Below are 23,100 nucleotides of genomic sequence, written 5' to 3'. Positions count from 1 at the left end.
CATGTCCACCGAACAACTGTCGAAAACCCCGCTGCACGCTCTGCACATCGAACTCGGCGCCCGCATGGTGCCGTTCGCCGGCTACGACATGCCGGTGCAATACCCGCTGGGCGTGATGAAAGAACACCAGCACACCCGCGAGCAGGCCGGGCTGTTCGATGTCTCGCACATGGGCCAGATCCGCCTGACCGGCGCCAACGCCGCCAAAGCCCTGGAAACCCTGGTGCCGGTGGACATCATCGACCTGCCGGTGGGCATGCAGCGTTACGCCATGTTCACCCATGAGACCGGCGGCATCCTCGACGACCTGATGGTGGCCAATCTCGGCAACGACGAACTGTTCCTGGTGGTGAACGCTGCCTGCAAGGATCAGGACCTGGCCCATCTGCAAAAGCACATCGGCGCTCAGTGCACGATCGAGCCGCTGTTCGAAGCGCGCGCCCTGCTCGCCCTGCAAGGCCCGGCCGCCGTGACCGTGCTGGCACGCCTGGCGCCGGAAGTGGCGAAGATGACCTTCATGCAGTTCAACCGTGTGCAATTGCTGGGCGTGGATTGCTTCGTCAGCCGTTCGGGCTACACCGGTGAAGACGGTTTCGAAATCTCGGTGCCTGCCGCCGACGCGGAAAAACTCGCCCGCGCCCTGCTGGCCGAGCCGGAAGTGGCAGCCATCGGCCTCGGCGCCCGTGACTCGCTACGCCTGGAAGCCGGCCTGTGCCTGTACGGCCACGACATGAACACCGACACCACGCCGATCGAAGCCAGCCTGCTGTGGGCGATGTCCAAGCCACGACGTGCCGACGGCGCACGGGCCGGCGGTTTCCCGGGGGCGGAAAACATCTTCGCCCAGCAACAGAACGGCGTCGCCCGCAAACGCGTCGGCCTGCTGCCACAGGAACGCACCCCGGTGCGTGAAGGCGCGGAAATCGTCAACGAGGCCGGCGAAATCATCGGCAGCGTGTGCAGCGGCGGTTTCGGCCCGACCCTGGGTGGGCCGCTGGCCATGGGTTACCTCGACAGCGCTTATGTCGCACTTGAGACGCCAGTCTGGGCCATCGTTCGTGGGAAAAAGGTGCAAATGCTTGTAAGCAAAATGCCATTTGTTCCACAACGCTACTATCGCGGTTGATTGACTGTTTCTATAAGTAACGCGATTGCGTTATGCGTGCACTAATGTGTAACGCAATCGCCATAAAACAGTGCATTGTTTTTACATCCGATTCGAATATGAACTTGGCTTATAACGTTCGAAAACAATTGAACAAGCTAATCGTATAAGCCACTTCCGCAAATCGACTAACTGCCATCAGGGGCAGGAAAACCGGGGCCTTCACGGGGCTTGTTTTTCCTCCCGTAGTTGGCGTAGAGTTTGTCCACTGTGTTTGCATGGGTCAGCTTGGAATCGTGACCTGGGCAGTAGCCTACAAGTTAGCTACATCCCGTTCGACGTCTTCTTACTCTCCTGCAACCAGCCCCAGTACTCTTTCATGAGAAAGAGACTGTCATCAATTTTTGCGTCAAAGGAAATAAGAAATGTCCACACGTCAGAGCGGTACCGTCAAGTGGTTTAACGACGAGAAAGGTTTTGGTTTTATCACTCCAGAAAGCGGTCCGGATCTGTTCGTGCATTTCCGCGCCATTCAAGGCAGCGGCTTCAAGAGCCTGAAAGAAGGCCAGAAAGTGACCTTCGTTGCCGTGCAAGGCCAGAAAGGCATGCAGGCTGATGAAGTCATCGCAGAAGCCTGATCTTCTGTAACGAAAAAGCCCCTGATATTGATATCAGGGGCTTTTTTGTGCGCGCGAATCCGTAAAATGGCGCTTCATTTCCGGTCCAGAGGCTGCCATGTCGAAACACCTGCTCACCCCCCAGGGCGACTTCCCCCCCGTTGGCCTCGGCCGTCGCCTGGCAGCGATGTTCTATGACTTCCTCCTGTGTACCGCCCTGCTGATCGTCACCGGCGGCATCTACAAGATGATTCAGGCCGCAATCATCGGCGAAGAGCGCCTGCGCGTCCTGACCGATGCCGGGAAGCTGGATGGCGACCCGCTGTACTCCACCGTGCTGCTGCTGGTGCTGTTCGCCTTCTTCGCCAAGTTCTGGACCCACGCCGGCCAGACGCTGGGCATGCAGGTGTGGGGCATTCGCGTGCAGAACGCCGATGGCCGCGCAATCAGCCTGTGGCAGGCGCTGCTGCGGTTCATGGTATCCATCGCATCGTGGCTGTGTCTGGGCGTGGGGTTTTTCTGGTCGCTGTTCGACAAGCAGAAACGCACCTGGCATGACATCTATTCCGATACCCGCGTGGTGCGGATTCCGAAGAAGAGCAAATAATTTTCCGACGCCGAAAACAAATGTGGGAGCAGGCTTGCTCGCGAAGGCGGTGTATCAGTAAACCTTGATGTCGACTGATAACCCTCTTCGCGAGCAAGCCCGCTCCCACAGTTTTTTTGCCGCTTAAGCGTTGCCGGCCAGCTTCATCCGCGCCGCCTGGGTGAAATCGAGCATGCGCTTGAGCGGGCGAATCGCCTGGGGAATCAACGCCGGGTCGACGAATATTTCGTTCGAACCGTCCTTCAGGCACTTCAGCGTGCGCTCCAGGGTGTTCATGGCCATCCACGGGCAATGGGCGCAACTGCGGCACGCCGCGCCGTTACCGGCGGTTGGCGCCTCGATGAAGACCTTGTCCGGACACAATTGCTGCATCTTGTAGAAGATCCCGCGATCGGTGGCCACGATCAGGGTCTTGTTCGGCAAGGTCTGGGCGGCGGCGATCAATTGACTGGTGGAGCCTACGGCATCCGCCAGCTCGATCACCGAAGTCGGCGACTCCGGGTGTACCAGAATGGCCGCATCCGGATACAGCGCCTTCATGTCTTCCAGCTGCTTGGACTTGAACTCTTCGTGAACGATGCAGGCACCATCCCACAGCAGCATGTCAGCGCCGGTCTGACGCTGGATGTAAGTGCCCAGATGCTTGTCCGGCCCCCAGATAATGGTCTCGCCGTTATCCATCAGGCTTTCGACGATTTCCAGCGCGCAACTGGAGGTCACCACCCAGTCCGCCCGGGCTTTGACAGCCGCCGAGGTGTTGGCGTAAACCACCACGGTGCGTTCCGGGTGCTGATCGCAGAACGCCGAGAACTCATCCACCGGGCAACCCAGATCCAGCGAGCACGTCGCTTCCAGGGTCGGCATCAGCACGCGTTTTTCCGGGTTGAGAATCTTCGCGGTCTCACCCATGAATTTCACGCCGGCAACAACCACGGTCTTGGCCGGATGCGCATTGCCGAAGCGGGCCATTTCCAGGGAGTCGGAAACACAGCCGCCGGTTTCTTCGGCCAGGGCCTGAATGATCGGATCGCAATAAAAGTGGGCCACCAGCACCGCGTCCTGAGCCTTGAGCTCGGCGGCGATGGCGGAACGGTAATGAGCCTCTTCCTCGGCCGACAGCGGCTTGGGCTGCTTGGCGTCGAGGTGGGCTTGTACCAGGAGGCGTTCGGAAATCTGCGTCATGTTCGCAAGACCTGCAGGCGCATTCGCGCGAAAGTCGAGTATACACCCGGCTCCGGACCCATTCAGGGCACCGCCGGGAGAGTGAGTATTATCAGGCACGGACAGCGTTGAAGCTGCGCAAGGCTACAGAATATCCCGCTGATGCAAAAGATGATTCTGACCTGTGTCAGCGCAGCCGGCGCCGAAAGGAGAAATGCTGAATCGCAGGCAAAAAAAAACCCGGAAATCCTCACTTTCGTGGGCCTTCCGGATTTTCTAAACCGCCAAATATGGTGGGTCGTGTGGGATTCGAACCTACGACCAATTGGTTAAAAGCCAACTGCTCTACCAACTGAGCTAACGACCCGCTGTGTGGTGGCGCGTATAATACTGATTTTTAAGGACTATTCAACACCTAATTTGAAAATAATCAAAAATAAGGTGTTGGATCGCTGATTCCGGCTGCTGCAAAGCCGTCAGCACGCAGGCGGCAGCTGTCGCATTTGCCGCAAGCACGGCCATTATCGTCAGCCTGATAGCAGGAAACGGTCAGCCCGTAGTCGACGCCCAGCTTCACACCCGCCTCGACAATCTGCGCCTTGCTCAGGTTCTGCAGCGGTGCCTGGATGCGAAAACCGTTGCCCTCCACGCCCGCCTTGGTCGCCAGATTGGCCATGCGCTCGAAAGACTCGATGAACTCGGGACGGCAGTCCGGGTAACCGGAATAATCCACCGCGTTGACCCCGATAAAGATGTCACGGGCGCCCAGCACTTCGGCCCAGCCCAATGCCAACGACAGAAACACGGTATTGCGCGCCGGTACGTAGGTCACCGGAATGCCTTCGCCCAACTCTTCTGGAATGTCGATGCTGGTATCGGTCAGCGCCGAACCGCCCATGCCATTCAGGTTCAGGCCAATCACCTTATGCTCGACCACGCCCAGATCACGGGCGACCCGTGCAGCGGCGTGCAGTTCTGCGTGGGAACGCTGACCGTAATCGAAGCTCATGGTGTAGCAGCTATAGCCTTCAGCACGAGCCATCGCCACGACGGTGGCCGAGTCCAGTCCGCCGGACAGCAAAATGACCGCGCGCTTTTCAGTGGTGTTCAGTTGTTCAGTCATCTCAGCGCCCCGGCTCGTCATTCCAAAGATATTTATGCAGCTGCAATTGCAAACGCACTGGCAGGTTGTCCGCGACTATCCAGTCCGCCAGATCCCGTGCGTTGAGATCGTGATGGCTCGGAGAAAACAGCACTTCGCCGGCACGCCGGTCGAGACCGTACTGAATCAGCTTGGACACGGCCCAGTCATAGTCCTCCCGCGAGCAGATGACAAACTTCACCTGATCGTTGGGGGTCAGCAGTTCAATGTTCTCGTAACGATTGCGATGGGCTTCTTTCGAACCCGGGGTCTTCAGGTCGAGTACGCGACTGACGCGCGGATCGACGGGCGAGATATCGAGGGCGCCGCTGGTTTCCAGCGACACTTCGTAACCGGCATCGCACAACTGCGTTAGCAAAGGAATGGCATTGGGCTGCGCCAATGGCTCGCCACCCGTGACGCACACGTAACGCGGGCGAAATCCGGCCACTTGCTCAAGGATGTCGTCGAGGGTACGGATCGTGCCGCCGCTGAACGCGTAGGCACTGTCGCAGTACTGGCAACGCAAAGGGCAACCGGTCAGGCGCACAAAAACCGTGGGCAGCCCGGCAGTCCGCGTTTCCCCCTGCAACGAGTAGAAAACTTCGGTGATTCTCAATGTGTCTTGCATAGTCGCCACGGGCGTAACAGCTAAACAGGCTGTCCGCCTCCGTCAGGCACTTCAGGCAACCCCGCCAACGCGTAGATCACCAGAAGCGTGTTTCATAAAAAGGGCGTGAATTCTAACGAAAAAACCCGCGACAGGCGCGGGTTTCTTCCAAACGGGGTAACTCTTTTTACAAGGCAGTCGCCTCACATGCGCTGCAGATCGCGCTGGGCCAACTGAGCGGCGGACGTACCCGGATACTGGGCCACGACCTGCTGCAGAATGCCTTTTACCTTGTCGGTGTGACCGAGGCGGCGCTCTACGTCAGCCAGCTTGTACAGCGAGTCCGGCACCTTGGCGTGCTTGGGATACAGCTGCGAAACCTTGGCGAAGGCCTGACCCGCACCTTGCAGATCACCTTTGGCCAGGTTTACTTCACCCAACCAGTACTGGGCGTTGCCCGCGTATTGGCTGTTCGGGTATTTGCGCAGGAATGCCGAGAAAGCCTGGCTGGCCTTGTCGAAATCCTTGGCTTTGATCAGGTCGAAAGCGGCATCGTAATACAGCTTTTCCTTGGCCGGATCAGCCGGTTCACCACCAGCGGCAGGGGCCTGGGCTGCAGCAGCCCCGGCGCCGGCGGCGGCACCAGCAGCACCGGCAGCAGCACTTGCATCGCCACCGGCAGAAGAATTCTCAGGAGTCGCGGCAGGTGCAGCACCGGATCCTATGCGCCGATCAAGATCCTGGTATCGCTCCAGGGATTCCTGCTTCATGCGCGCAACCTGATTCTGCAGTTCTTCGATCACGCCTTGCTGGCGCGAAATCTGATCCTGCATCTGTTGCAATTGGTTGAACAGCATGCCGTTTGCCGAGGCAGGGGCCGAAGCCGCTCCCCCGGCATAGGCGCCGTTCGTACCGTAACCCGCAGGCGGATAACTGCTCCCGCTATTGTTATAACCGGAGTTGTCATCGACCACAGGAACCGCAGCCCACGCCGCAAGCGGCGCGAGGCTGAGAGCCAGAACAGTTACAGCACGACGGCACGTTCGCATATCGAATTACTTACGCAGTTCGACGCGACGGTTTTGAGCCCAGGACTGCTCGTCGTTGCCGGTAGCAACTGGACGCTCTTCGCCGTAGGAAACCAGTTCCAGCTGAGCTGGGGAAACACCTTGCAGTACCAGGTAGCGCTGAACGGCTTTCGCACGACGCTCGCCCAGTGCCATGTTGTACTCACGAGTACCACGTTCGTCGGTGTTGCCTTCCAGAACAACGCGAGCGCCGTTTGCTTTCAGGTCTTTGGCGTGAACATCCAGAGCGCGCATGGCTTCTGGCTTCAGGTCCGAGCTGTCGTATTCGAAGTAGAAGGTGGTGATTGCGCGCAGAGCAGCTTCTTCGCTCAGGGAACCGTCAACTGCACCAGTGTTTGCGCCGTAACCAGCGTTTGGATCAACAGCGCCTTCACCAGCGTTGTCGCCGCCCTTGGAGGAGCAACCTACAGCTACAGCCATGGCCAGAGCCAGCGCAGCAAATTTACCAAACTTCAGCATTTCCATCGTGAAACTCCTAATGAACCCCAGTGTGTTAAGTAAAACGTAAAGCGCCGCGTCAGTTCAGGTAAGGGGACCAGGACGGTTCTCTGACTTCGCCTTGAGCGGTAGGAAGCGGGAGCCTCACGCGTCCATTAATGGACACGAGCATCAAGACTCCCCGGCCCTGCTGGCGGGTGGCGTAGATTACCATGGTGCCGTTGGGCGCAACAGTAGGCGACTCGTCCAGAGTGCTATCAGTGAGGATTTTTACACTTCCGCGTTGCAAATCCTGAGCCGCCACTTTGAAATTGGTGAAACCGTCCTGACGATGGATCATCACCAGGGTCTTTTCATCCGCCGAAAGCTTCGGGTTGGCGTTGTAGTTACCTACGAACGTCACGCGCTCGGCACCACCGCCACCGGCGCTGGTCTTGTAGATCTGCGGCTTGCCACCACGGTCGGAGGTGAAATAGATGGTCGAACCATCCTTGCCCCAGTACGGTTCGGTGTTGATGCCAGGACCCGCAGTCACACGGGTGATCTGACGCGAGCCGAGGTTCATCACGTAGATGTCCGGGTTACCGTCCTTCGACAGCACGAACGCCAGGCGATTGCCATCCGGCGACCAGGCCGGCGCGCCGTTCAGGCCTTCGAAGTTGGTGATCTGCTCGCGGCGACCGGTGTCGATGTTCTGCATGAAGATGCGCGGACGCTTCTGTTCGAACGACACGTAGGCGATACGCTTGCCATCCGGTGCGAAACGCGGCGACAGGATCGGCTCGCGCGATTGCAGCAGGGTCACGGCGCGGGCACCGTCATAGTCCGAACGCTGCAGGGTGTAACGGGTGTTCTTCTCGGAGAAACGCTCGGCCGTCACGTACAGCAGGCGAGTGGAGAATGCACCTTTGATACCGGTGAGCTTTTCGAACGACTGGTCAGAGATGTAGTGCGCCATGTCACGCAACTGATCGACACCGCCCGACACCGAACCGGTCAGCACTTGCTGCTCGGTCGCGACGTTGAACAGCGCATAGTTCACCGACAGTTTGCCGCCGGCCGGAACGATGCTGCCGACCATGACGTACTGCGCGCCCAGTGCCTTGAAGTCACGGAAGATGATTTCGCTGGCCTGGCTCGGCTGGCCGATCAGGTTCTGCTTCGGAATCGGCGAGTAGTAGCCCGAGTTCCGCAAATCGTTACCAATGATTTCAGCCATGTCATCCGGTAGGACGGCACCGCCCTGGAAACCGAACGGCACAACCGCGATCGGGGTGGCCCGATCACTGCCGCTGGTAACCAGAATGTTCTTTTCATCTGCCATCGCGATCCCTGCCATGCAGCAGATCACAACGAGCATTCCTCGAAGAAGGTTTCTCACAAGGCTAGATCCTCAGGTGTAAATGTCATCTTGAACGAACGATACGGAGCGAAATCGCTCGGCTTCATTCCCTGCATTTCCGTCAAACGTCCAATATTCTTGACCGCCGCCACTGCCGAAGCATCGAACGGACCGTCGCCACTGGACTTGGCCACGCTGACCGAAGTCACCGTACCGTCCGGCAACATGCCGATTTGCAGCACGACCGTCATGCCTTTGCGTGCCGAAGGAGGACGTGCCCAGCCTTCCGCTGCTCGCGCACGAATCAGGTCATCGAAACTGCCCGCGACTTCGTCACCCTGCTCATCGGCCAAGGCCTGCTGACGCTGCGGCGTGTCGGAAAGCAAATCTGCCAGGGCCTGAGCCTTTTTGTCTTCGGCGGATTTACGTGCCGCCTCTTGCGATTTCTTCTTCGCAGCATCGGCAGCAGCTTTCTTCTTCGCTTCGTCGGCGACTTTCTTCTTCGCCTCTTCAGCTTCAGCTTTCTTCTTGGCGTCTTCGGCGGCTTTCTTCTTCGCGTCTTCGACGATCTTCTTCTTGGCTTCTTCAGCGGCCGCTTTCTTGGCCTCTTCTTCAGCAGCCTTCTTGGCTTCTTCTTCAGCTTTCTTCTTGGCTATATCAGCCAATTGTTTCTCTTCTGCCTTCTTGGCGTCGGCGGCTTTCTTCGCATCATCGGCTTTCTTGGCTTCATCAGCCTTTTTCGCCTCGTCCGCTTTCTTCGCCTCATCGGCCTTCTTGGCTTCCTCGGCCTTTTGAGCCGCTTCTTCTTTCTTTTGTTCCGCAGCCTTTATCGCTTCCTGCTCGACCTTTTTCTGCTCCATCTGCTCGACTTCGGTCTGGCGCGCGGCGGATTTCTTCGCCTCACCCGCAATCTTCTGATTGGTCTGGGTGGTTGCCTGACTTTTCGATTTCAGTTGGTACAGGGTCGCCTGGACAATCGGCTTGGCCGGCGGCAGCTCCGGCGTCAGGGCGAAACTGACGAACAGCATGCCGAACACCAGCACGTGCAAGCCAATCGCCCAGACACTGGGCCAGAAGTAGCTTTCCGAGGCAGACGGCTCTCGCTGTTGCTGCATCAGGGGGCCTCGGTAATCAAACCAACATTACCGACCCCGGCTTTTTGCAGGCCGCCCATTGCGCCCATCACGGCGCCGTAGTCGACGCTCTTGTCGCCGCGAATGAAGACCTGGGTGTGCTTGCCGTTTTCATTGCCGACACGAATGATCTTGGTCACTGCGTCAGTCATCTGCGGCAGGGTCATCGCCCTGTCCTGCTGCTTGTCGGTGTCGACTTCGCTGCCAAGGTTCCAGTAGTAGGTCTTGTCAGCCTTGATCGAAATGGTCAGCACCTGGGTGTTGTTGTCCTGCGGCAAGGCTTCGCTGGAAACCTTGGGCAGATCCACTTTCACGCCCTGATTGAGCATCGGAGCCGTCACCATGAAGATAACCAGCAGCACCAGCATCACGTCGATGTAAGGCACTACGTTCATCTCGGCGACCGGCTTGCGCTTGTTTCGGGCTCGAGCGATTAAAGCCATCGGGAATTACCTGCTCAGTCTTCGCTGGTGTGCACTTTACGGTGCAGGATCGCCTGGAACTCATCGGCGAAGGTGTAGTAGCGGCCCAGCAAGGTTTCGCTGCGGGCAGAGAAACGGTTGTAAGCGATAACGGCCGGGATCGCGGCGAACAGACCGATTGCGGTAGCGACCAGAGCCTCGGCGATACCCGGAGCCACGGTGGCCAGGGTCGCCTGCTGCGCACTGGCCAGACCACGGAAGGAGTTCATGATGCCCCAGACCGTACCGAACAGACCGATGTACGGGCTGACCGAACCGACGGTCGCGAGGAACGGCAGGCTCTGCTCCAGCTTCTCTTCTTCGCGGGAGATGGCAACGCGCATGGCACGGGCCACGCCTTCCATCACCGCTTCAGGATCGACACCTGGCTGCTGACGCAGACGGGAGAACTCCTTGAAACCGGCGCGGAAGATCTGCTCCACACCCGAATCCGGATCCGGGTTGCTGCCGGCCTGGCGATAGAGTTTGGACAGGTCGATACCCGACCAGAAGCGCTCCTCGAAGCTCTCCAGGGCACGTCGACCGGCGCGCAGCAGATTGCTGCGCTGAAAGATCATGATCCATGAGGTCACCGATGCGGCCACCAGGGTCAACATTACCAACTGCACCACGATGCTGGCATTGCTGACCAGGCTCCACATGGAGGAATGGTCGACGACGTTAGCTTCCACGCTTTATCTCCTGCTTTGAGTGTGTACCCGTGCCGACCGCGTCGGCAAAGGCCGCACGCAGGTCTTCGGGAAGGGCCCGGGGTTTCAAACTGTTAGTGCGCACACAGGCCACCAGAAACTGCCCTTCGCAGAGCAGCACATTATCCGTCGCCCGCCTGACCTGCTGTCTGAAGCGCAGGCTGGCACGGTTCAATTCGATTACATCAGCGCTTACCAGCAGTTCGTCGTCCAGTCGCGCCGGCGCGTGATAACGCGCTTCGCTGGAATGCACGACAAACAACAGGTCCTCCCCGGCCAGCGCCGACTGGGCAAAGCCCAGCTCGCGGAGCCGCTCGGTTCGAGCCCGTTCCATAAACTTGAGGTAATTAACGTAATACACGATGCCGCCCGCATCGGTGTCCTCGTAATAAACGCGACAACGATGTGCGAACGGCTCAAGCCCGTTTTGCGCGCGCATACTCTAGTGCTTACTCCTCGGGTTGCCAATCCGGCCAGGCAACTGTTTTTCATTGTTCGAAGGCTTTACCGCAAAAGTACCGTCCTGAGACAGTACAAACGCTGAATAAATCGACAATAAATGTGTATTAATCGTCCACGGCATCGAGAAACTCGTCTACCACGGGCATCTCGCCCATTCGTGTCGGAATGTTTAAACCAAAGTGCAGGTACGCGTGCCGGGTCACCACCCGGCCTCGCGGCGTGCGCATGATGTAACCCTGCTGGATCAGATACGGCTCCAGCACGTCTTCGATGGTATGGCGCTCCTCGCTGATCGCCGCCGCCAGGCTGTCGATGCCCACCGGGCCGCCATCGAACTTCTCGATCATGGTCAGCAGCAGGCGCCGGTCCTGATGATCGAAACCATGTTCGTCGACATCCAGCAGATTCAGTGCCTGATCGGCCACGGCCTTGGTAATGTGGCCCTTGGCCCGGACTTCAGCGAAATCCCGCACCCGCCGCAACAGCCGGTTGGCGATTCGCGGCGTACCACGGGCGCGACGGGCAATTTCGAAGGAGCCTTCCGGATCCAGCGGCAAGCCAAGGATATTCGCCGAACGGCTGACAATGGTCGCCAGGTCCGCAGTGCTGTAGAACTCCAGACGCTGGACGATGCCGAAACGGTCGCGCAACGGGTTGGTCAGCATGCCCGCCCGGGTGGTCGCGCCCACCAGGGTGAACGGCGGCAGATCGAGCTTGATCGAGCGCGCCGCCGGGCCTTCGCCGATCATGATGTCGAGCTGGAAATCTTCCATGGCCGGGTACAGCACTTCTTCGACGATCGGCGACAACCGATGGATTTCGTCGATGAACAACACGTCATGGGGCTCGAGATTGGTCAACAGCGCCGCCAGGTCCCCCGGCCGCTCAAGTACCGGACCCGAGGTGCTCTTGATCGACACGCCCATTTCCTGGGCAATGATGTTGGCCAGGGTGGTTTTGCCCAGGCCCGGCGGGCCGAAGATCAGCGTGTGATCGAGGGACTCGCTGCGGCCACGGGCGGCCTGGATGAACAGTTCCATTTGCTCGCGCACGGTCGGCTGGCCGATGTATTCGGCCAGACTGACGGGGCGAATCGCCCGATCCTGGACTTCTTCGCGCTCACGCGGACTGTGCGTGGCGGCGATCAGACGATCAGCTTCAATCACTTAAATCATTCCCTTCAGGGCACGGCGAATCATGTCTTCACTGCTCAAGCCTTTCTCCTTGATCGCGGAAATCGCCTTGCTCGCTTCCTGCGGCTTGTAGCCCAGGGAAATCAGCGCGCTGACCGCGTCGTTTTCGGCGGTGTTGACCGGCGCCGGGCCATCGGGCTGGTTCGGCACCAGGGCAAACATGGCCGGCGAGGTTTCCCACGCCTTGAAGCGATCCTTGAGCTCGACCAGCAGACGCTCAGCGGTTTTCTTGCCGACCCCCGGGACTTTGGTCAACGCCGAAGTGTCCTGGGATTGCACGCAACGGATCAGCTCGTCGACTTCCAGGCTCGACATCAAGGCCAGGGCCAGTTTCGGCCCGACACCATTGAGACGGATCAACTCACGAAAAAAGTCTCGCTCACGCTTACCGGCAAAGCCATAGAGTAACTGCGCGTCTTCACGTACGACCAAATGGGTGTGCAAGGTCAGCGGTTCACCGACCGACGGCAGACGATAGAGGGTGGTCATGGGCACTTCCAGCTCATACCCGAGGCCGTTTACATCCAGAATCAGGTGCGGCGGCTGCTTTTCAGCCAGTGTGCCGCGCAAGCGTCCAATCACGTTTCAGATCCTTGAGCGTTGGCCAGCCATGGGCTGGCGACTGACAGAGGCCGGGTTTCGGGCCGACGACCCAGGCGCAAAACCCGCCTTGCGTAAAAATAACTGCTGATGCTATCAGAGACGCAGGCGTCCGCCACGACTGCGTGCCGTCCCCAACCCATGGGGCAACAGGCTCGCCCGGGTGTGGGCATGACAAATGGCGATCGCCAGGGCGTCCGAGGCGTCGATCTGCGGCTTGCTGGTGAGTTTGAGCATGTGCATGACCATCATTTGCACCTGTTCCTTGTTCGCCGCACCGGTACCGACCACCGCCTGCTTGACCTGGGTCGCCGTGTACTCAGCGATTTCCAGGCTTTCCTCGGCGCCGGCAACGATGGCCGCACCTCGGGCCTGGCCGAGCTTCAGCGCCGAATCGGCGTTGCGCGCCATGAACACCTTTTCGATGCCCATGGTCACCGGGCCGTAGGTCTGGATGATCTCCCGCACGCCGCGGTAGACGATTTGCAGACGCTCATGCAGCTCGCCGCCTCCGGTGCGAATGCAACCCGAAGCCACGTACACGCAACCACGCCCGGTATCGCGTACCACGCCGTAACCGGTGATGCGCGAACCGGGGTCGATACCAAGAATTAAAGTCATAACGCCTGTGGAGTCGGTAAACACATAAATTCAAACAGCGAATAACCAATGTGGGAGCGGGCTTGCTCGCGAAAACGGTGTGTCATTCAGCATCAATGTTTGTTGATACGCCGCCTTCGCGAGCAAGCCCGCTCCCACATTCAATCGTAGTCGCTCTTAGCCGAGCTGAGCGGCCACGTCTTCCGGGATGTCCGCGTTGGAGTAGACGTTCTGCACGTCGTCCAGATCCTCGAGCATGTCGATCAGCTTCAGCACTTTCTCGGCACCCTCCAGATCCAGTTCGGCGCTGGTGGTCGGCTGCATGACGATTTCCGCGTCGTCGCCCTTGAAGCCAGCAGCTTCGAGAGCATTGCGCACCGCGTAGAACCCGGTGAACGAGGTGAATACGTCAATCGAACCGTCTTCGTGGCTGACCACGTCGTCGGCATCGGCCTCCAGCGCCGCTTCGGTCAACGCATCCTCGTCCACGCCCGGCGCGAAGCTGATCTGCCCCTTGCGCTCGAACAGGTACGCCACCGAACCGTCGGTGCCGAGGTTGCCGCCGCACTTGCTGAACGCATGACGCACGGCTGCCGCGGTGCGGTTGCGGTTGTCGGTCATGCACTCGACCATCACCGCCACGCCGCCCGGACCGTAACCTTCATAGGTCAGCTCTTCAACGTTGTCAGCCTCGGTCGCACCGGCGCCACGAGCGACTGCGCGATCAATGATGTCGCGGCTCATGTTCGCACCCAGAGCCTTGTCCAGCGCCAGGCGCAGACGCGGGTTGGAACCCGGATCGCCACCGCCCTGACGGGCCGCGACGGTCAGCTCACGGATCCACTTGGTGAAAATCTTGCCTCTCTTGGCATCCTGACGTTCTTTGCGGTGCTTGATGTTCGCCCACTTGGAATGACCTGCCATAACTCGCTCCGAATTCTCTTTGAAACGTCGCCCGCCGCGCGAACCGCGCCGGCCGGCAAACAAAAAATCTCGATCTGTTTTCCACAGAAAGAAAAAAGGCGCATCCGAAGATGCGCCTTCAGGCCCGTCTTACTCAGCCTTTGGCGTTTCGCGCAAACGAATGTGCAGCTCGCGCAGTGCCTTGGCATCCACCAGACCCGGTGCCTGCGTCATGACGCACGCCGCGCTCTGGGTTTTCGGGAAGGCGATCACTTCACGGATCGACTGGGCGCCGGTCATCAGCATCACCAGACGGTCCAGACCGAAGGCCAGGCCACCGTGCGGCGGGGCACCGTACTTCAGGGCGTCGAGCAGGAAGCCGAATTTCTCTTCCTGTTCCGCTTCGTTGATGCCCAGCAGGCGGAATACCGCCTGTTGCATTTCCTTGCGATGGATACGGATCGAACCGCCACCCAGCTCGGTGCCGTTCAGAACCATGTCGTAGGCGCGCGACAGAGCGGTGGCCGGGTTGGCCTCCAGCTCTTCAGGCGTGCACTTCGGCGCGGTGAACGGGTGGTGCAAGGCGGTGAAGCTGCCGTCGTCGTTCTCTTCGAACATCGGGAAGTCGACAACCCACATCGGTGCCCATTCGCAGGTCAGCAGGTTCAGGTCGTGACCGAGCTTGATGCGCAGTGCGCCCAGGGCCTCGCTGACAATCTTGGCCTTGTCGGCGCCGAAGAACACGATGTCGCCGTCGACTGCGCCGACGCGATCGAGGATCACGTTCAGGTTGGCTTCCGGGATGTTTTTCACGATCGGTGATTGCAGACCGTCAACACCGGCGGCACGCTCGTTGACCTTGATGTACGCCAGGCCCTTGGCACCGTAGATGCCGACGAACTTGGTGTAGTCGTCGATCTGCTTGCGCGGCATGCTCGCCCCGCCTGGAACGCGCAGCGCGGCGATACGGCATTTAGGGTCGTTGGCCGGGCCGCTGAACACCTTGAATTCAACGTCTTTGAGCTGGTCGGCAACGTCAACCAGTTCCAGCGGGATACGCAGGTCAGGCTTGTCGGAACCGTAGCGACGCATGGCCTCTTCGAAGGTCATGTGCGGGAATTCACCGAACTCCAGACCCAGCACTTCCTTGAACAGGGCGCGGATCATGCCTTCGGTCAGGCCCATGATGTCTTTTTCATCGAGGAAGCTGGTCTCGATGTCGATCTGGGTGAATTCCGGCTGACGGTCGGCACGCAGGTCTTCGTCGCGGAAGCACTTGGCGATCTGGTAGTAACGGTCGAAGCCGGCCACCATCAGCAGTTGCTTGAACAGCTGCGGCGATTGCGGCAGGGCGAAGAACGAACCGGCGTGGGTACGGCTCGGCACCAGGTAGTCGCGAGCGCCTTCCGGCGTGGCGCGGGTCAGGATCGGCGTTTCCACGTCGAGGAAGCCGTTCTCGTCGAGATAACGACGGATGCTGGTGGTCATGCGCGAACGCAGACGCAGCTTCTCGGCCATTTCCGGACGACGCAGGTCGATGAAGCGATAACGCAGGCGGGTTTCTTCGCCGACGTCAGAGTATTCGTTGAGCGGGAACGGCGGGGTTTCGGCTTCGTTCAGCACTTCTAGCTCGTAGCCCAGCACTTCGATCATGCCCGAAGCCATGTTGGCGTTGCCGGCGCCGGCAGGACGCAGACGCACCTTGCCGGTGATCTTGACCACGTATTCGCTGCGCACACGGTCGGCAGCGGCGAAAGTCTCGGCGCGATCCGGGTCGAACACCACCTGGGCCAGACCTTCACGATCACGGATATCGAGGAAAATCACCCCGCCGTGGTCGCGACGACGGTGAACCCATCCGCAAAGGGTAATTTCCTGGCCTTCCAGGCTTTCGTTCAGTTGGCCGCAATAATGGCTGCGCATCATGGTAGTGGTTTCGCTTCTCGTAATTCGAAATTCGGTGGAGATCCCGTCGCACTCAAGCACTGTGCAACATGTGGAAGCTCACGCGTGTCGTTCAACCCGGGCCTAAACCCTAGTCAGATTTGTCGCCACCGGCCAGATTCTTCTTCGCGCCGGTCTTGAAATCGGTTTCGTACCAACCGCTGCCGCTGAGGCGAAAGCCCGGCATGGACAGCAATTTCTTGAGCTCTGGCGCCTGGCAGGCAGGGCAGTCGACCAGCGCTGCCTCGCTGATCTTTTGAATGGCTTCCAACTGATGACCACAGGAAGCACATTGGTAATCGTACATCGGCATGGAGGTGTCTCGGCGATCAGATTGCTGCCGCAAGCAGGGCCGTGCGGCGAAAGAGCGGGATTATATCGATTAAATGCGGCCTGTGCAGCCGGAAGACTGCACAGGCCGTCTACTCGTCAACACCGCCCTGCACTGTCCCCCGGAGAATCCCTGAGGCCATGCATGACACACACCACCCGCACCAGACCGCTGAAGTTTTTCACCCCGCCGTGGCGCAGGTGTACTTCACGATCCACCCTGGACAGCAATGTACCGACCGAACAGCCGTTATCTTCAGCCATGCCGCCGAGGATATTCCAGTAGACCTGCTCCAGACGCATGCAGGTTGCAAAACCGTTCAGGCGTACCGACCGCGACAACGGACGGATCAGCCCCATATCAAACTCATCGAGAAACGGATCGACAGCCATGTGCTGTCGCGTACCGGCAATCCTGTCCTCTCGCCTGCCTCCATCTACCATATCGCTGACACTCCTTTGCCATCTCTGCCTGTGATCCAGGCGACATCCTGTGCCCTCATTAAAGGCGCAGAGGCAAAGGCATATCCAGACGACTTTATGACCGGCAACGTAGGATAAGCCGACAATACAAGGCAGATCATGGAGCGCCGGCTGTGCTTCTCGATTTCCTACCAGATCAGGTGCTCTTTCCTGCCACCAAAGGCGCGAAAGCGCACGGACATCATTTATCCGTGCGCCTTACATCGTCAGCCCTCCAGCAGCACCCGCAACATCCATGCGGTCTTCTCGTGTACCTGCATGCGCTGGGTCAGCAGATCGGCGGTGGGTTCGTCGCTCACCTTGTCCAGCAGCGGGAAAATGCCACGGGCGGTGCGCGTCACGGCTTCCTGCCCCGCCACCAGTTGCTTGATCATTTCCTCGGCGCTGGGCACGCCCTCCTCTTCCTTGATAGAAGACAGGCGCGCGTACGTGGCGTAGGCACCCGGCGCCGGATAGCCCAACGCACGGATACGCTCGGCAATCGAATCCACGGCCAGCGCGAGCTCGTTGTATTGCTCTTCGAACATCAGGTGCAGGGTGCGGAACATCGGCCCGGTGACATTCCAGTGGAAATTATGGGTTTTCAGGTACAGCACATAAGTGTCCGACAGCAGACGGGACAACCCTTCGACGATGGATTTGCGGTCTTCTTCACTGATACCGATATCGATTGCCATGCTTACCCCCTAAGGCGATTGAATTTATCCAACGGATGCCGACCCACTCTAGCAAGGCAATCCGCCTGTCGCAGCCCCAAATCGAGGCGATAGCTGCGACCAATTGACCGGCAAAGTGCCACTGGCCGGGCTGATTTGAGTAGGCGCAGGCTTTGCGGTTAAATAGACGGCGTGTCGCCATGCCCCGTAATCCGGGGCTGCGCATAGGCTGATACCGGGTACGTGTCCACCGCCTCTTATTGTTTCGAAGCGAACCGTGCGCCTTCAGCTCTTCCTTGTGAGCCGTCATAACGTGAGTCATTAAAAATGTTGAAAATCGTCCATCTGCTAGTGGGCGCAGCGGCCTTGCTGCTGTCGTTCATACCTAGCCTGAAACCCGAAGCCGTACCTTACCTGCAACAACCCGATGCACTTTACCTGGCCTTTTTCGGCCTGCTGAACCTGATCCTCGCGCCAGTCATTCCGTACTGGAACAAGGGTCCGCGCCAGCATCTGCAAAATCTGGTCAGCGCCTTGCTGGTACTGACCGTCGTCCTGCAAACCCTGACCCTGATCGCCCCGATGCCCGTCATCGCCGGTCAGCCCGCCGTGCTGTTCAGCCTGGTGATCGCCCTGGTAGCCGTGGTCCTGCACCTGGCCGTCAGCTTCTACAAATCGTCACCGGCCGCCGCAGCGCAAAGCTACGACATGAGCAACCGCGATACCGGCACCGTCAAGTGGTTCAACACCTCCAAGGGCTTTGGCTTTATCTCCCGGGATTCCGGCGATGATATTTTCGTACACTTTCGCGCCATCCGTGGCGAAGGCCACCGCGTTCTGGTCGAAGGCCAGCGTGTGGAGTTCTCGGTGATGAACCGTGACAAGGGCCTGCAGGCCGAAGACGTGATCGCCGCGCTGCCGCGCCGCTGATCCACGCAAAAAAAACCGCGAGCAGCCCAGGCTGCTCGCGGTTTTTTTGTGCCTGATGAAACCTCAGTAGTGAGGTGGCGGCGCGTCTTCCTCGAAGGATCCGAACTGCCCGACCATCTCCTCCTGACGCTTGAGCACCGCCGCCATCTGCAATTGCAGACGCTCGATGATCTTCTGCTGCGCCACCAGTTCGTCGTTCAACGTCTGAATGGTGTCATCCTGAAACGCCAGCCGGCTTTCAAGATCGGTAACACGCTGTTCCAGGCTCATGATTCAGCCCTCCAGAAACGTGAAATCTGCCGGCAGCACCAGGCGCAGCCGCTCACGAATGGCCTCGACCTGATCCGCCACGTAAGGTTTTGCCGGGTGTTTGCCCCAGACCGGCGCCGGCCATGCGGCGTCATCACGCTTGCGCACGATCACATGCATATGCAATTGACTGACGACGTTGCCCAAGGTCGCGACGTTCAGCTTGTCGGCGTCGAACGAGTCCTTCAGCACCTCGGCCAAGGCAGTGGTTTCCTGCCACAGTTGCTGCTGGTCGGCGACATCCAACTGAAACAACTCGCTGATATCGTCGCGACGAGGCACCAGGATGAACCATGGGTAGTTGGAATCGTTGGACAGCAGCAGCCGGCAGAGCGGGAAGTCGCCGATAGTCAGCGTGTCCTGTTGAAGTCGTGAATCTAAAGCAAACACTGCGCGCACTCCCGGCTGATCGACATAATTCAGCTTAGCGGCCCTCCCCAATGGACGGCGCACCAAGCGACAGGCAGGCAGCATACCTGCGATTGCACGCGGCTTCACGACGAGCCAGCCAATGGCGACCTTCTCCCGACGCCCCGACATGTGACATTTGTCGACAGCCCGCACCATCACGGCACCAGCAGGGCTGTTGAATACACGGAAATGACCGGCGAGCCGAGACACGTTCAAGCCCGCCACCGACTCGAACTGTGTGATTTCGGTACAGCCCGTAATTTTTTTTGCACCAAAACCGCACAGTGCGTCTACGCTCAGTGCGTCGGCCATCCGCCAAATACTCACAGGCGGGGTGAACCGGTAACGTTTCTGGTTGTCGCGTGCTTCCCTCCGACGCGCCAACACCATAGCCACAGCGGCGTCAAGCCCGAAGAAAAACAGGCTTGAAGCCCCGTATTTATGAGGTTTTTACAGGTACAGACAAGCGCGCAGAAAAATAACCGTACCGAAAATGCGGTTTGTGCACGCTTGTTGCATTGGTACTCATATGGACTATAAGCGCATCACTGGAAGTGAATGCCTTAAGCCCAATAAGAACAGTGGCAGGGTTGCCCGATGGAGATTCAGATGTTTTGCCAGGGACTCTTTTTTAGCGATGCAGATGACTGGAAAACAGCTGAAAAGTTGTCAGTCCGATTGCATTGGTACTGTGAATTTGCGACATCTACCAAGCCATTTGCGACAACGTCGTAAAGATGCCGAAAGGATGGATTCGCAAGTATCGCCAACAATGTCGGCGTGATATAAGTTTGCGCCGACACAAAAAGAAAGAGCCGCCCAGATAATAAAACAGGTGGGACGGCAGTACTCTTCTAAAACCAAAGGAGCAAATCACGATGCGCGTGATGAAGTGGAGCATGATCGCACTGGCAGTTGCAGCAGCAGCCAGTACTCAAGTGGCAACAGCCGCACCGTTCGTAGAAGACCAAGCTGACGCCAAGGGTTTCGTTGAAGGCGCAAAAGCCGACTTGCTGATCCGTAACTACTACTACAACCGTAACAAGAAAGACGGTGCAGTAGACGACAAAGACTGGACCCAGGGCATTCAGGGCAACTTCAGCTCCGGCTACACCCAAGGCACCGTTGGTGTTGGTGTTGAAGCCTGGGGTCAACTGGCAATCAAACTGGACGGTTCCGACAAGTACTCCGGTTCGGGCAACCTGAGCACCAACGCCCAGGGCGAGAACAACGACAGCCAGGGCAAAGCCGGCGCTGCCGTCAAGTTCCGCGTTTCCAAGACCGAGCTGAAAATCGGTGACATGCAGCCTTCCACCGCACCTGTGTTCGCAGTTGGCGGCTCCCGTATCCTTCATCAAACTGCCAGCGGTATCCAACTGCAGAGCAGCGAAGTCAAAGACCTCGACCTCGAAGCCGGTCACTTCACTTCGGCCACCAGCCAGGACCGCAACGCCCGTGACGGCGACCTGTGGGCTACCTACGCTGGCGTGAAAGCCAACTCCATCGACTACCTCGGTGGCAAATACGGCATCAACGACAACCTGTCGGTATCGCTGTATGGCGCACAACTGGAAGACATCTGGAACCAGTACTACGCCAACGTGAACCTGACCACCCCATTCAGCGGTGACACTTCGCTGAACACCGACTTCAACATCTACCGCACTACCGACACCGGCAGCGCCAACGCGGGCGACATCAGCAACACCGCGTTCTCCCTGGCTACCGCCCTGTCGTTCCTGAAAGCACACACCATCACCCTGGCCTTCCAGAAAGTGAATGGCGACACTCCGTTCGACTACATCGGCGTGGGTAAAAACAACCGTGGTGGCGACTCGATCTTCCTCGCCAACTCCATCCAGTACTCTGACTTCAACGCCCCTGGCGAGAAGTCTGCCCAGGTTCGTTATGACCTGAAAATGGCCGAGTACGGCGTGCCTGGCCTGAGCTTCATGGCCCGTTACGTGAAAGGTTGGGACATCGACGGCACCAACACTCCGGCAGGCAGCGCCTACACCGGTCTGTACGGTGAAGATGGCAAACACCGCGAAACCAACGTTGAAGCCAAATACGTTGTTCAGTCGGGCCCGGCCAAAGACCTGTCCTTCCGCATCCGTCAAGCTTGGCACCGTGCCAATGCTGACGAAGGCGAAGGCAACGTTGACGAGTTCCGCCTGATCGTCGACTACCCGCTGTCGATCCTGTAATCGACGCCGGTTAGTTTGCGTTAGCAATATAAAAAGGCCCATCTTGCGATGGGCCTTTTTTATTGCACGGAATTCGCTGATTTAGTTAGCCAGCTAAACATTAAACTACTGACCAAAGAGTCAGTGTTTGAATGTCTGTTACCGATCACTGCACCGCCGATTCCTGAACCACACGAATAACCCGCTGCGGAAATGGAATATCAATACCGGCAGTCTTTAAACGATCGCGGGACTGTTCGTTAAACATGAACATCACATCCCAATAGTCTGCGGTTTTAACCCACACACGCAGGGAAACAGTGATCGAACTGTCACCCAGGGTCGAAATAACCGCTTGTGGCGCCGGATCCTGCAATACGCGCTCATCCTTGGCCAGATCCAGCAACACCTGACGGGCCTTTTGCAGATCCGCTTCGTAATCCACACCGACATCGAATACCACTTTGCGGGTTGGCTGACGGTTGGTGTTGGTGATGATGCCGTTCGACAGATTGCCGTTAGGCACGATGATGGTCTTGTTGTCACCGGTGCGCAGTACGGTGTGGAAAATCTGGATGCTGTCGACCGTACCCGCCACACCCTGGGCTTCGATCCAGTCACCGATACGGAACGGACGGAACAGCAGAATCAGCACACCGCCAGCGAAGTTGGCCAGGCTGCCCTGCAACGCCAGACCGATCGCCAGGCCGGCCGCACCGATTGCCGCCACGAATGACGTGGTTTCGACGCCGATCATCGACGCCACGCTGACAATCAGCAGCACCTTGAGAATGATGTTCGCCAGGCTGCTGATGAAACCTTGCAGCGCCAGATCGGCATTGCGCAGGGCCAGCAGGCCGCCGAGCTTTTGCGTGACCTTGTTGATCAACCACCAGCCGATGGCCAGCGTCACGATCGCCAGCAGCACACGGCTGCCGTATTCCATGATCATCGGAATCCACGCCTGGGAAGCCTTGACCAGGTTGTCCACCTCAGCATTCAAATCCATCTTCTATCTCCTGATTTCCGGCTACCCGGCCTGTAAAAAGTCAGCGGCAGAAAGACTGAACCGGTTAGGGCTCAATCGTTTCTGCCGTTGCTTGGGCCTCGGACGCTTTAAACGCCGAGAGGTTCCGCAGTGACGCTTAGTCGCGGAAGTTGTTGAACTGCAGTGGCATGCCGAACTCATGGCCACGCAGCGCTGCAATGGCTTCTTGCAGGTCATCACGCTTCTTGCCGGTCACACGCACCTGCTCGCCCTGAATGGCGGCCTGCACCTTGAGCTTGGCTTCCTTGATGTGCGAAACGATCTTCTTCGCCAACTCCTTGTCGATGCCTTCCTTGAGCACGGCGTCCTGTTTCATGACCTTGCCCGAGGCGAAAGCGTCCTTGACCTCAAGGCACTGCACATCGATCTTGCGCTTGATCAGGGCCAGCTTGAGGATCTCGATCATCGCTTCGAGCTGGAACTCGGCTTCCGCGGTCAGGCTGACGGTCAGGTCCTTTTCCTTGAACTCGAAGCTGCCCTTGCCTTTCAGGTCATAACGACGGTCGAGATCCTTCACGGCGTTCTCGACCGCGTTGGTGAGCTCGTGTTTGTCCAGTTCGGATACCACGTCGAACGACGGCATGTAGTCTCTCCAATAAAAAGGCGCGCTCGATCAGGATGGAGCGCGCTTG

At 58.6% G+C, this 23,100-nt stretch carries 27 protein-coding genes and 1 tRNA gene; 5 read left to right on the top strand and 23 right to left on the bottom strand.

Annotated features, from left to right (window positions below):
• The first annotated feature begins 1 nt into the window (after position 1).
• From gcvT to KVQ74_RS19785, 3 genes are all read left to right on the top strand, one after another.
• Positions 2 to 1,126 carry a glycine cleavage system aminomethyltransferase GcvT gene (gene gcvT / locus KVQ74_RS19795; RefSeq protein ID WP_217832847.1) on the top strand — a complete coding sequence of 375 codons (1,125 nt, stop codon included), beginning with the start codon at positions 2 to 4 and terminating at the stop codon, positions 1,124 to 1,126.
• Positions 1,127 to 1,530: 404 nt separating this feature from the next.
• Positions 1,531 to 1,743, top strand: a complete 213-nt coding sequence (locus tag KVQ74_RS19790; RefSeq protein WP_065258514.1) for a cold-shock protein — start codon at positions 1,531 to 1,533, stop codon at positions 1,741 to 1,743.
• Between the two features lie 97 nt (positions 1,744 to 1,840).
• On the top strand, positions 1,841 to 2,329 hold the full coding sequence (locus KVQ74_RS19785) for an RDD family protein (protein ID WP_217832846.1): 489 nt from the start codon (positions 1,841 to 1,843) through the stop codon (positions 2,327 to 2,329).
• A gap of 123 nt (positions 2,330 to 2,452) precedes the next feature.
• On the opposite strand, the gene nadA is transcribed toward KVQ74_RS19785, so the two are convergent.
• The 19 genes from nadA to KVQ74_RS19690 all read right to left on the bottom strand — a co-directional run bounded on the left by nadA (position 2,453) and on the right by KVQ74_RS19690 (position 17,605).
• Complete coding sequence (nadA, locus tag KVQ74_RS19780; protein WP_217832845.1) at positions 2,453 to 3,511, bottom strand: quinolinate synthase NadA; 1,059 nt, start codon at positions 3,509 to 3,511, stop codon at positions 2,453 to 2,455.
• A 270-nt stretch (positions 3,512 to 3,781) separates the two neighbouring features.
• Positions 3,782 to 3,857 (bottom strand) — tRNA-Lys (locus KVQ74_RS19775).
• Between the two features lie 63 nt (positions 3,858 to 3,920).
• A complete protein-coding gene (queC, locus tag KVQ74_RS19770) occupies positions 3,921 to 4,613 on the bottom strand; it encodes a 7-cyano-7-deazaguanine synthase QueC (RefSeq protein ID WP_217832844.1) in 693 nt (230 codons plus the stop codon).
• 1 nt (position 4,614) lies between these two features.
• A complete protein-coding gene (gene queE / locus KVQ74_RS19765; RefSeq protein ID WP_217832843.1) occupies positions 4,615 to 5,262 on the bottom strand; it encodes a 7-carboxy-7-deazaguanine synthase QueE in 648 nt (215 codons plus the stop codon).
• A 182-nt stretch (positions 5,263 to 5,444) separates the two neighbouring features.
• A complete protein-coding gene (gene ybgF, locus KVQ74_RS19760; RefSeq protein ID WP_217832842.1) occupies positions 5,445 to 6,290 on the bottom strand; it encodes a tol-pal system protein YbgF in 846 nt (281 codons plus the stop codon).
• Positions 6,291 to 6,296: 6 nt separating this feature from the next.
• Positions 6,297 to 6,794 carry a peptidoglycan-associated lipoprotein Pal gene (gene pal, locus KVQ74_RS19755; protein ID WP_003178634.1) on the bottom strand — a complete coding sequence of 166 codons (498 nt, stop codon included), beginning with the start codon at positions 6,792 to 6,794 and terminating at the stop codon, positions 6,297 to 6,299.
• Positions 6,795 to 6,846: 52 nt separating this feature from the next.
• The gene (gene tolB, locus KVQ74_RS19750; protein WP_217832961.1) at positions 6,847 to 8,127 is read right to left on the bottom strand and encodes a Tol-Pal system beta propeller repeat protein TolB; all 1,281 of its coding nucleotides are present in this window, start codon (positions 8,125 to 8,127) and stop codon (positions 6,847 to 6,849) included.
• Between the two features lie 17 nt (positions 8,128 to 8,144).
• Positions 8,145 to 9,224, bottom strand: coding sequence for a cell envelope integrity protein TolA (gene tolA / locus KVQ74_RS19745; RefSeq protein ID WP_217832841.1), 1,080 nt, complete (start codon positions 9,222 to 9,224; stop codon positions 8,145 to 8,147).
• Positions 9,224 to 9,676 carry a protein TolR gene (gene tolR / locus KVQ74_RS19740; protein ID WP_217832960.1) on the bottom strand — a complete coding sequence of 151 codons (453 nt, stop codon included), beginning with the start codon at positions 9,674 to 9,676 and terminating at the stop codon, positions 9,224 to 9,226. Before tolR ends, tolA begins: the two co-directional genes overlap by 1 nt.
• 23 nt (positions 9,677 to 9,699) lie before the next feature.
• A complete protein-coding gene (gene tolQ / locus KVQ74_RS19735; RefSeq protein WP_217832840.1) occupies positions 9,700 to 10,395 on the bottom strand; it encodes a protein TolQ in 696 nt (231 codons plus the stop codon).
• A complete protein-coding gene (gene ybgC, locus KVQ74_RS19730) occupies positions 10,385 to 10,852 on the bottom strand; it encodes a tol-pal system-associated acyl-CoA thioesterase (RefSeq protein WP_007951203.1) in 468 nt (155 codons plus the stop codon). Before ybgC ends, tolQ begins: the two co-directional genes overlap by 11 nt.
• A 127-nt stretch (positions 10,853 to 10,979) precedes the next feature.
• Entirely contained in the window at positions 10,980 to 12,041 is a 1,062-nt protein-coding gene (gene ruvB, locus KVQ74_RS19725) for a Holliday junction branch migration DNA helicase RuvB (RefSeq protein ID WP_217832839.1), read from the bottom strand.
• Positions 12,042 to 12,650 (bottom strand): Holliday junction branch migration protein RuvA, encoded by a 609-nt coding sequence (gene ruvA, locus KVQ74_RS19720; RefSeq protein WP_007951205.1) that lies wholly within the window; start codon positions 12,648 to 12,650, stop codon positions 12,042 to 12,044.
• A gap of 114 nt (positions 12,651 to 12,764) precedes the next feature.
• A complete protein-coding gene (ruvC, locus tag KVQ74_RS19715) occupies positions 12,765 to 13,289 on the bottom strand; it encodes a crossover junction endodeoxyribonuclease RuvC (RefSeq protein ID WP_217832838.1) in 525 nt (174 codons plus the stop codon).
• A gap of 156 nt (positions 13,290 to 13,445) precedes the next feature.
• Positions 13,446 to 14,192 carry a YebC/PmpR family DNA-binding transcriptional regulator gene (locus KVQ74_RS19710; protein ID WP_085745204.1) on the bottom strand — a complete coding sequence of 249 codons (747 nt, stop codon included), beginning with the start codon at positions 14,190 to 14,192 and terminating at the stop codon, positions 13,446 to 13,448.
• A gap of 129 nt (positions 14,193 to 14,321) precedes the next feature.
• Positions 14,322 to 16,097 (bottom strand): aspartate--tRNA ligase, encoded by a 1,776-nt coding sequence (gene aspS, locus KVQ74_RS19705; RefSeq protein WP_217832837.1) that lies wholly within the window; start codon positions 16,095 to 16,097, stop codon positions 14,322 to 14,324.
• Positions 16,098 to 16,206: 109 nt separating this feature from the next.
• Positions 16,207 to 16,428, bottom strand: coding sequence for an FmdB family zinc ribbon protein (locus tag KVQ74_RS19700; protein ID WP_217832836.1), 222 nt, complete (start codon positions 16,426 to 16,428; stop codon positions 16,207 to 16,209).
• A 116-nt stretch (positions 16,429 to 16,544) separates the two neighbouring features.
• Positions 16,545 to 16,889 (bottom strand): ribbon-helix-helix domain-containing protein, encoded by a 345-nt coding sequence (locus KVQ74_RS19695; protein WP_217832835.1) that lies wholly within the window; start codon positions 16,887 to 16,889, stop codon positions 16,545 to 16,547.
• A gap of 245 nt (positions 16,890 to 17,134) precedes the next feature.
• On the bottom strand, positions 17,135 to 17,605 hold the full coding sequence (locus tag KVQ74_RS19690; protein WP_217832834.1) for a Dps family protein: 471 nt from the start codon (positions 17,603 to 17,605) through the stop codon (positions 17,135 to 17,137).
• 306 nt (positions 17,606 to 17,911) lie between these two features.
• Here KVQ74_RS19690 and KVQ74_RS29460 point away from each other — a divergent pair, with 306 nt between their 5' ends.
• Positions 17,912 to 18,514: a cold-shock protein gene (locus tag KVQ74_RS29460; RefSeq protein ID WP_217832833.1), complete on the top strand. Its 603-nt coding sequence runs from the start codon at positions 17,912 to 17,914 to the stop codon at positions 18,512 to 18,514.
• A gap of 63 nt (positions 18,515 to 18,577) precedes the next feature.
• Here the strand turns inward: KVQ74_RS29460 and KVQ74_RS19680 are convergent, their stop codons facing one another.
• Positions 18,578 to 18,784 carry a SlyX family protein gene (locus KVQ74_RS19680; protein WP_217832832.1) on the bottom strand — a complete coding sequence of 69 codons (207 nt, stop codon included), beginning with the start codon at positions 18,782 to 18,784 and terminating at the stop codon, positions 18,578 to 18,580.
• A gap of 3 nt (positions 18,785 to 18,787) precedes the next feature.
• Positions 18,788 to 19,213, bottom strand: a complete 426-nt coding sequence (locus tag KVQ74_RS19675; RefSeq protein ID WP_217832959.1) for an HIT family protein — start codon at positions 19,211 to 19,213, stop codon at positions 18,788 to 18,790.
• 899 nt (positions 19,214 to 20,112) lie between these two features.
• On the opposite strand from KVQ74_RS19675, the gene KVQ74_RS19670 reads away from it, so the two are divergent.
• Entirely contained in the window at positions 20,113 to 21,441 is a 1,329-nt protein-coding gene (locus KVQ74_RS19670) for an OprD family porin (protein WP_217832831.1), read from the top strand.
• A 145-nt stretch (positions 21,442 to 21,586) separates the two neighbouring features.
• Here KVQ74_RS19670 and KVQ74_RS19665 read toward each other — a convergent pair whose 3' ends face one another.
• The gene (locus tag KVQ74_RS19665; protein ID WP_217832830.1) at positions 21,587 to 22,429 is read right to left on the bottom strand and encodes a mechanosensitive ion channel family protein; all 843 of its coding nucleotides are present in this window, start codon (positions 22,427 to 22,429) and stop codon (positions 21,587 to 21,589) included.
• A gap of 136 nt (positions 22,430 to 22,565) precedes the next feature.
• Positions 22,566 to 23,051, bottom strand: a complete 486-nt coding sequence (locus KVQ74_RS19660) for a YajQ family cyclic di-GMP-binding protein (RefSeq protein WP_217832829.1) — start codon at positions 23,049 to 23,051, stop codon at positions 22,566 to 22,568.
• Positions 23,052 to 23,100: the final 49 nt, after the last annotated feature.

The sequence above is a fragment of the Pseudomonas botevensis genome (genome assembly GCF_019145475.1).
Classification (GTDB): Bacteria; Pseudomonadota; Gammaproteobacteria; order Pseudomonadales; family Pseudomonadaceae; genus Aquipseudomonas; species Aquipseudomonas botevensis.
Note: the sequence above shows the minus strand (reverse complement) of the source record. Positions and strands in the feature narration are given on the sequence as shown.

Excerpts from the sequence above, each read along its gene's own strand:
- gcvT (WP_217832847.1), top strand. The coding sequence starts at position 2 with ATGTCCACCGAACAACTGTCGAAAACCCCGCTGCACGCTCTGCACATC.
- KVQ74_RS19790 (WP_065258514.1), top strand. The coding sequence starts at position 1,531 with ATGTCCACACGTCAGAGCGGTACCGTCAAGTGGTTTAACGACGAGAAA.
- KVQ74_RS19785 (WP_217832846.1), top strand. The coding sequence starts at position 1,841 with ATGTCGAAACACCTGCTCACCCCCCAGGGCGACTTCCCCCCCGTTGGC.
- nadA (WP_217832845.1), bottom strand. The coding sequence starts at position 3,511 with ATGACGCAGATTTCCGAACGCCTCCTGGTACAAGCCCACCTCGACGCC.
- queC (WP_217832844.1), bottom strand. The coding sequence starts at position 4,613 with ATGACTGAACAACTGAACACCACTGAAAAGCGCGCGGTCATTTTGCTG.
- queE (WP_217832843.1), bottom strand. The coding sequence starts at position 5,262 with ATGCAAGACACATTGAGAATCACCGAAGTTTTCTACTCGTTGCAGGGG.
- ybgF (WP_217832842.1), bottom strand. The coding sequence starts at position 6,290 with ATGCGAACGTGCCGTCGTGCTGTAACTGTTCTGGCTCTCAGCCTCGCG.
- pal (WP_003178634.1), bottom strand. The coding sequence starts at position 6,794 with ATGGAAATGCTGAAGTTTGGTAAATTTGCTGCGCTGGCTCTGGCCATG.
- tolB (WP_217832961.1), bottom strand. The coding sequence starts at position 8,127 with ATGCTCGTTGTGATCTGCTGCATGGCAGGGATCGCGATGGCAGATGAA.
- tolA (WP_217832841.1), bottom strand. The coding sequence starts at position 9,224 with ATGCAGCAACAGCGAGAGCCGTCTGCCTCGGAAAGCTACTTCTGGCCC.
- ybgC (WP_007951203.1), bottom strand. The coding sequence starts at position 10,852 with ATGCGCGCGCAAAACGGGCTTGAGCCGTTCGCACATCGTTGTCGCGTT.
- ruvC (WP_217832838.1), bottom strand. The coding sequence starts at position 13,289 with ATGACTTTAATTCTTGGTATCGACCCCGGTTCGCGCATCACCGGTTAC.
- KVQ74_RS19710 (WP_085745204.1), bottom strand. The coding sequence starts at position 14,192 with ATGGCAGGTCATTCCAAGTGGGCGAACATCAAGCACCGCAAAGAACGT.
- aspS (WP_217832837.1), bottom strand. The coding sequence starts at position 16,097 with ATGATGCGCAGCCATTATTGCGGCCAACTGAACGAAAGCCTGGAAGGC.
- KVQ74_RS19700 (WP_217832836.1), bottom strand. The coding sequence starts at position 16,428 with ATGCCGATGTACGATTACCAATGTGCTTCCTGTGGTCATCAGTTGGAA.
- KVQ74_RS19695 (WP_217832835.1), bottom strand. The coding sequence starts at position 16,889 with ATGGTAGATGGAGGCAGGCGAGAGGACAGGATTGCCGGTACGCGACAG.
- KVQ74_RS19690 (WP_217832834.1), bottom strand. The coding sequence starts at position 17,605 with ATGGCAATCGATATCGGTATCAGTGAAGAAGACCGCAAATCCATCGTC.
- KVQ74_RS29460 (WP_217832833.1), top strand. The coding sequence starts at position 17,912 with ATGTTGAAAATCGTCCATCTGCTAGTGGGCGCAGCGGCCTTGCTGCTG.
- KVQ74_RS19680 (WP_217832832.1), bottom strand. The coding sequence starts at position 18,784 with ATGAGCCTGGAACAGCGTGTTACCGATCTTGAAAGCCGGCTGGCGTTT.
- KVQ74_RS19670 (WP_217832831.1), top strand. The coding sequence starts at position 20,113 with ATGCGCGTGATGAAGTGGAGCATGATCGCACTGGCAGTTGCAGCAGCA.
- KVQ74_RS19665 (WP_217832830.1), bottom strand. The coding sequence starts at position 22,429 with ATGGATTTGAATGCTGAGGTGGACAACCTGGTCAAGGCTTCCCAGGCG.
- KVQ74_RS19660 (WP_217832829.1), bottom strand. The coding sequence starts at position 23,051 with ATGCCGTCGTTCGACGTGGTATCCGAACTGGACAAACACGAGCTCACC.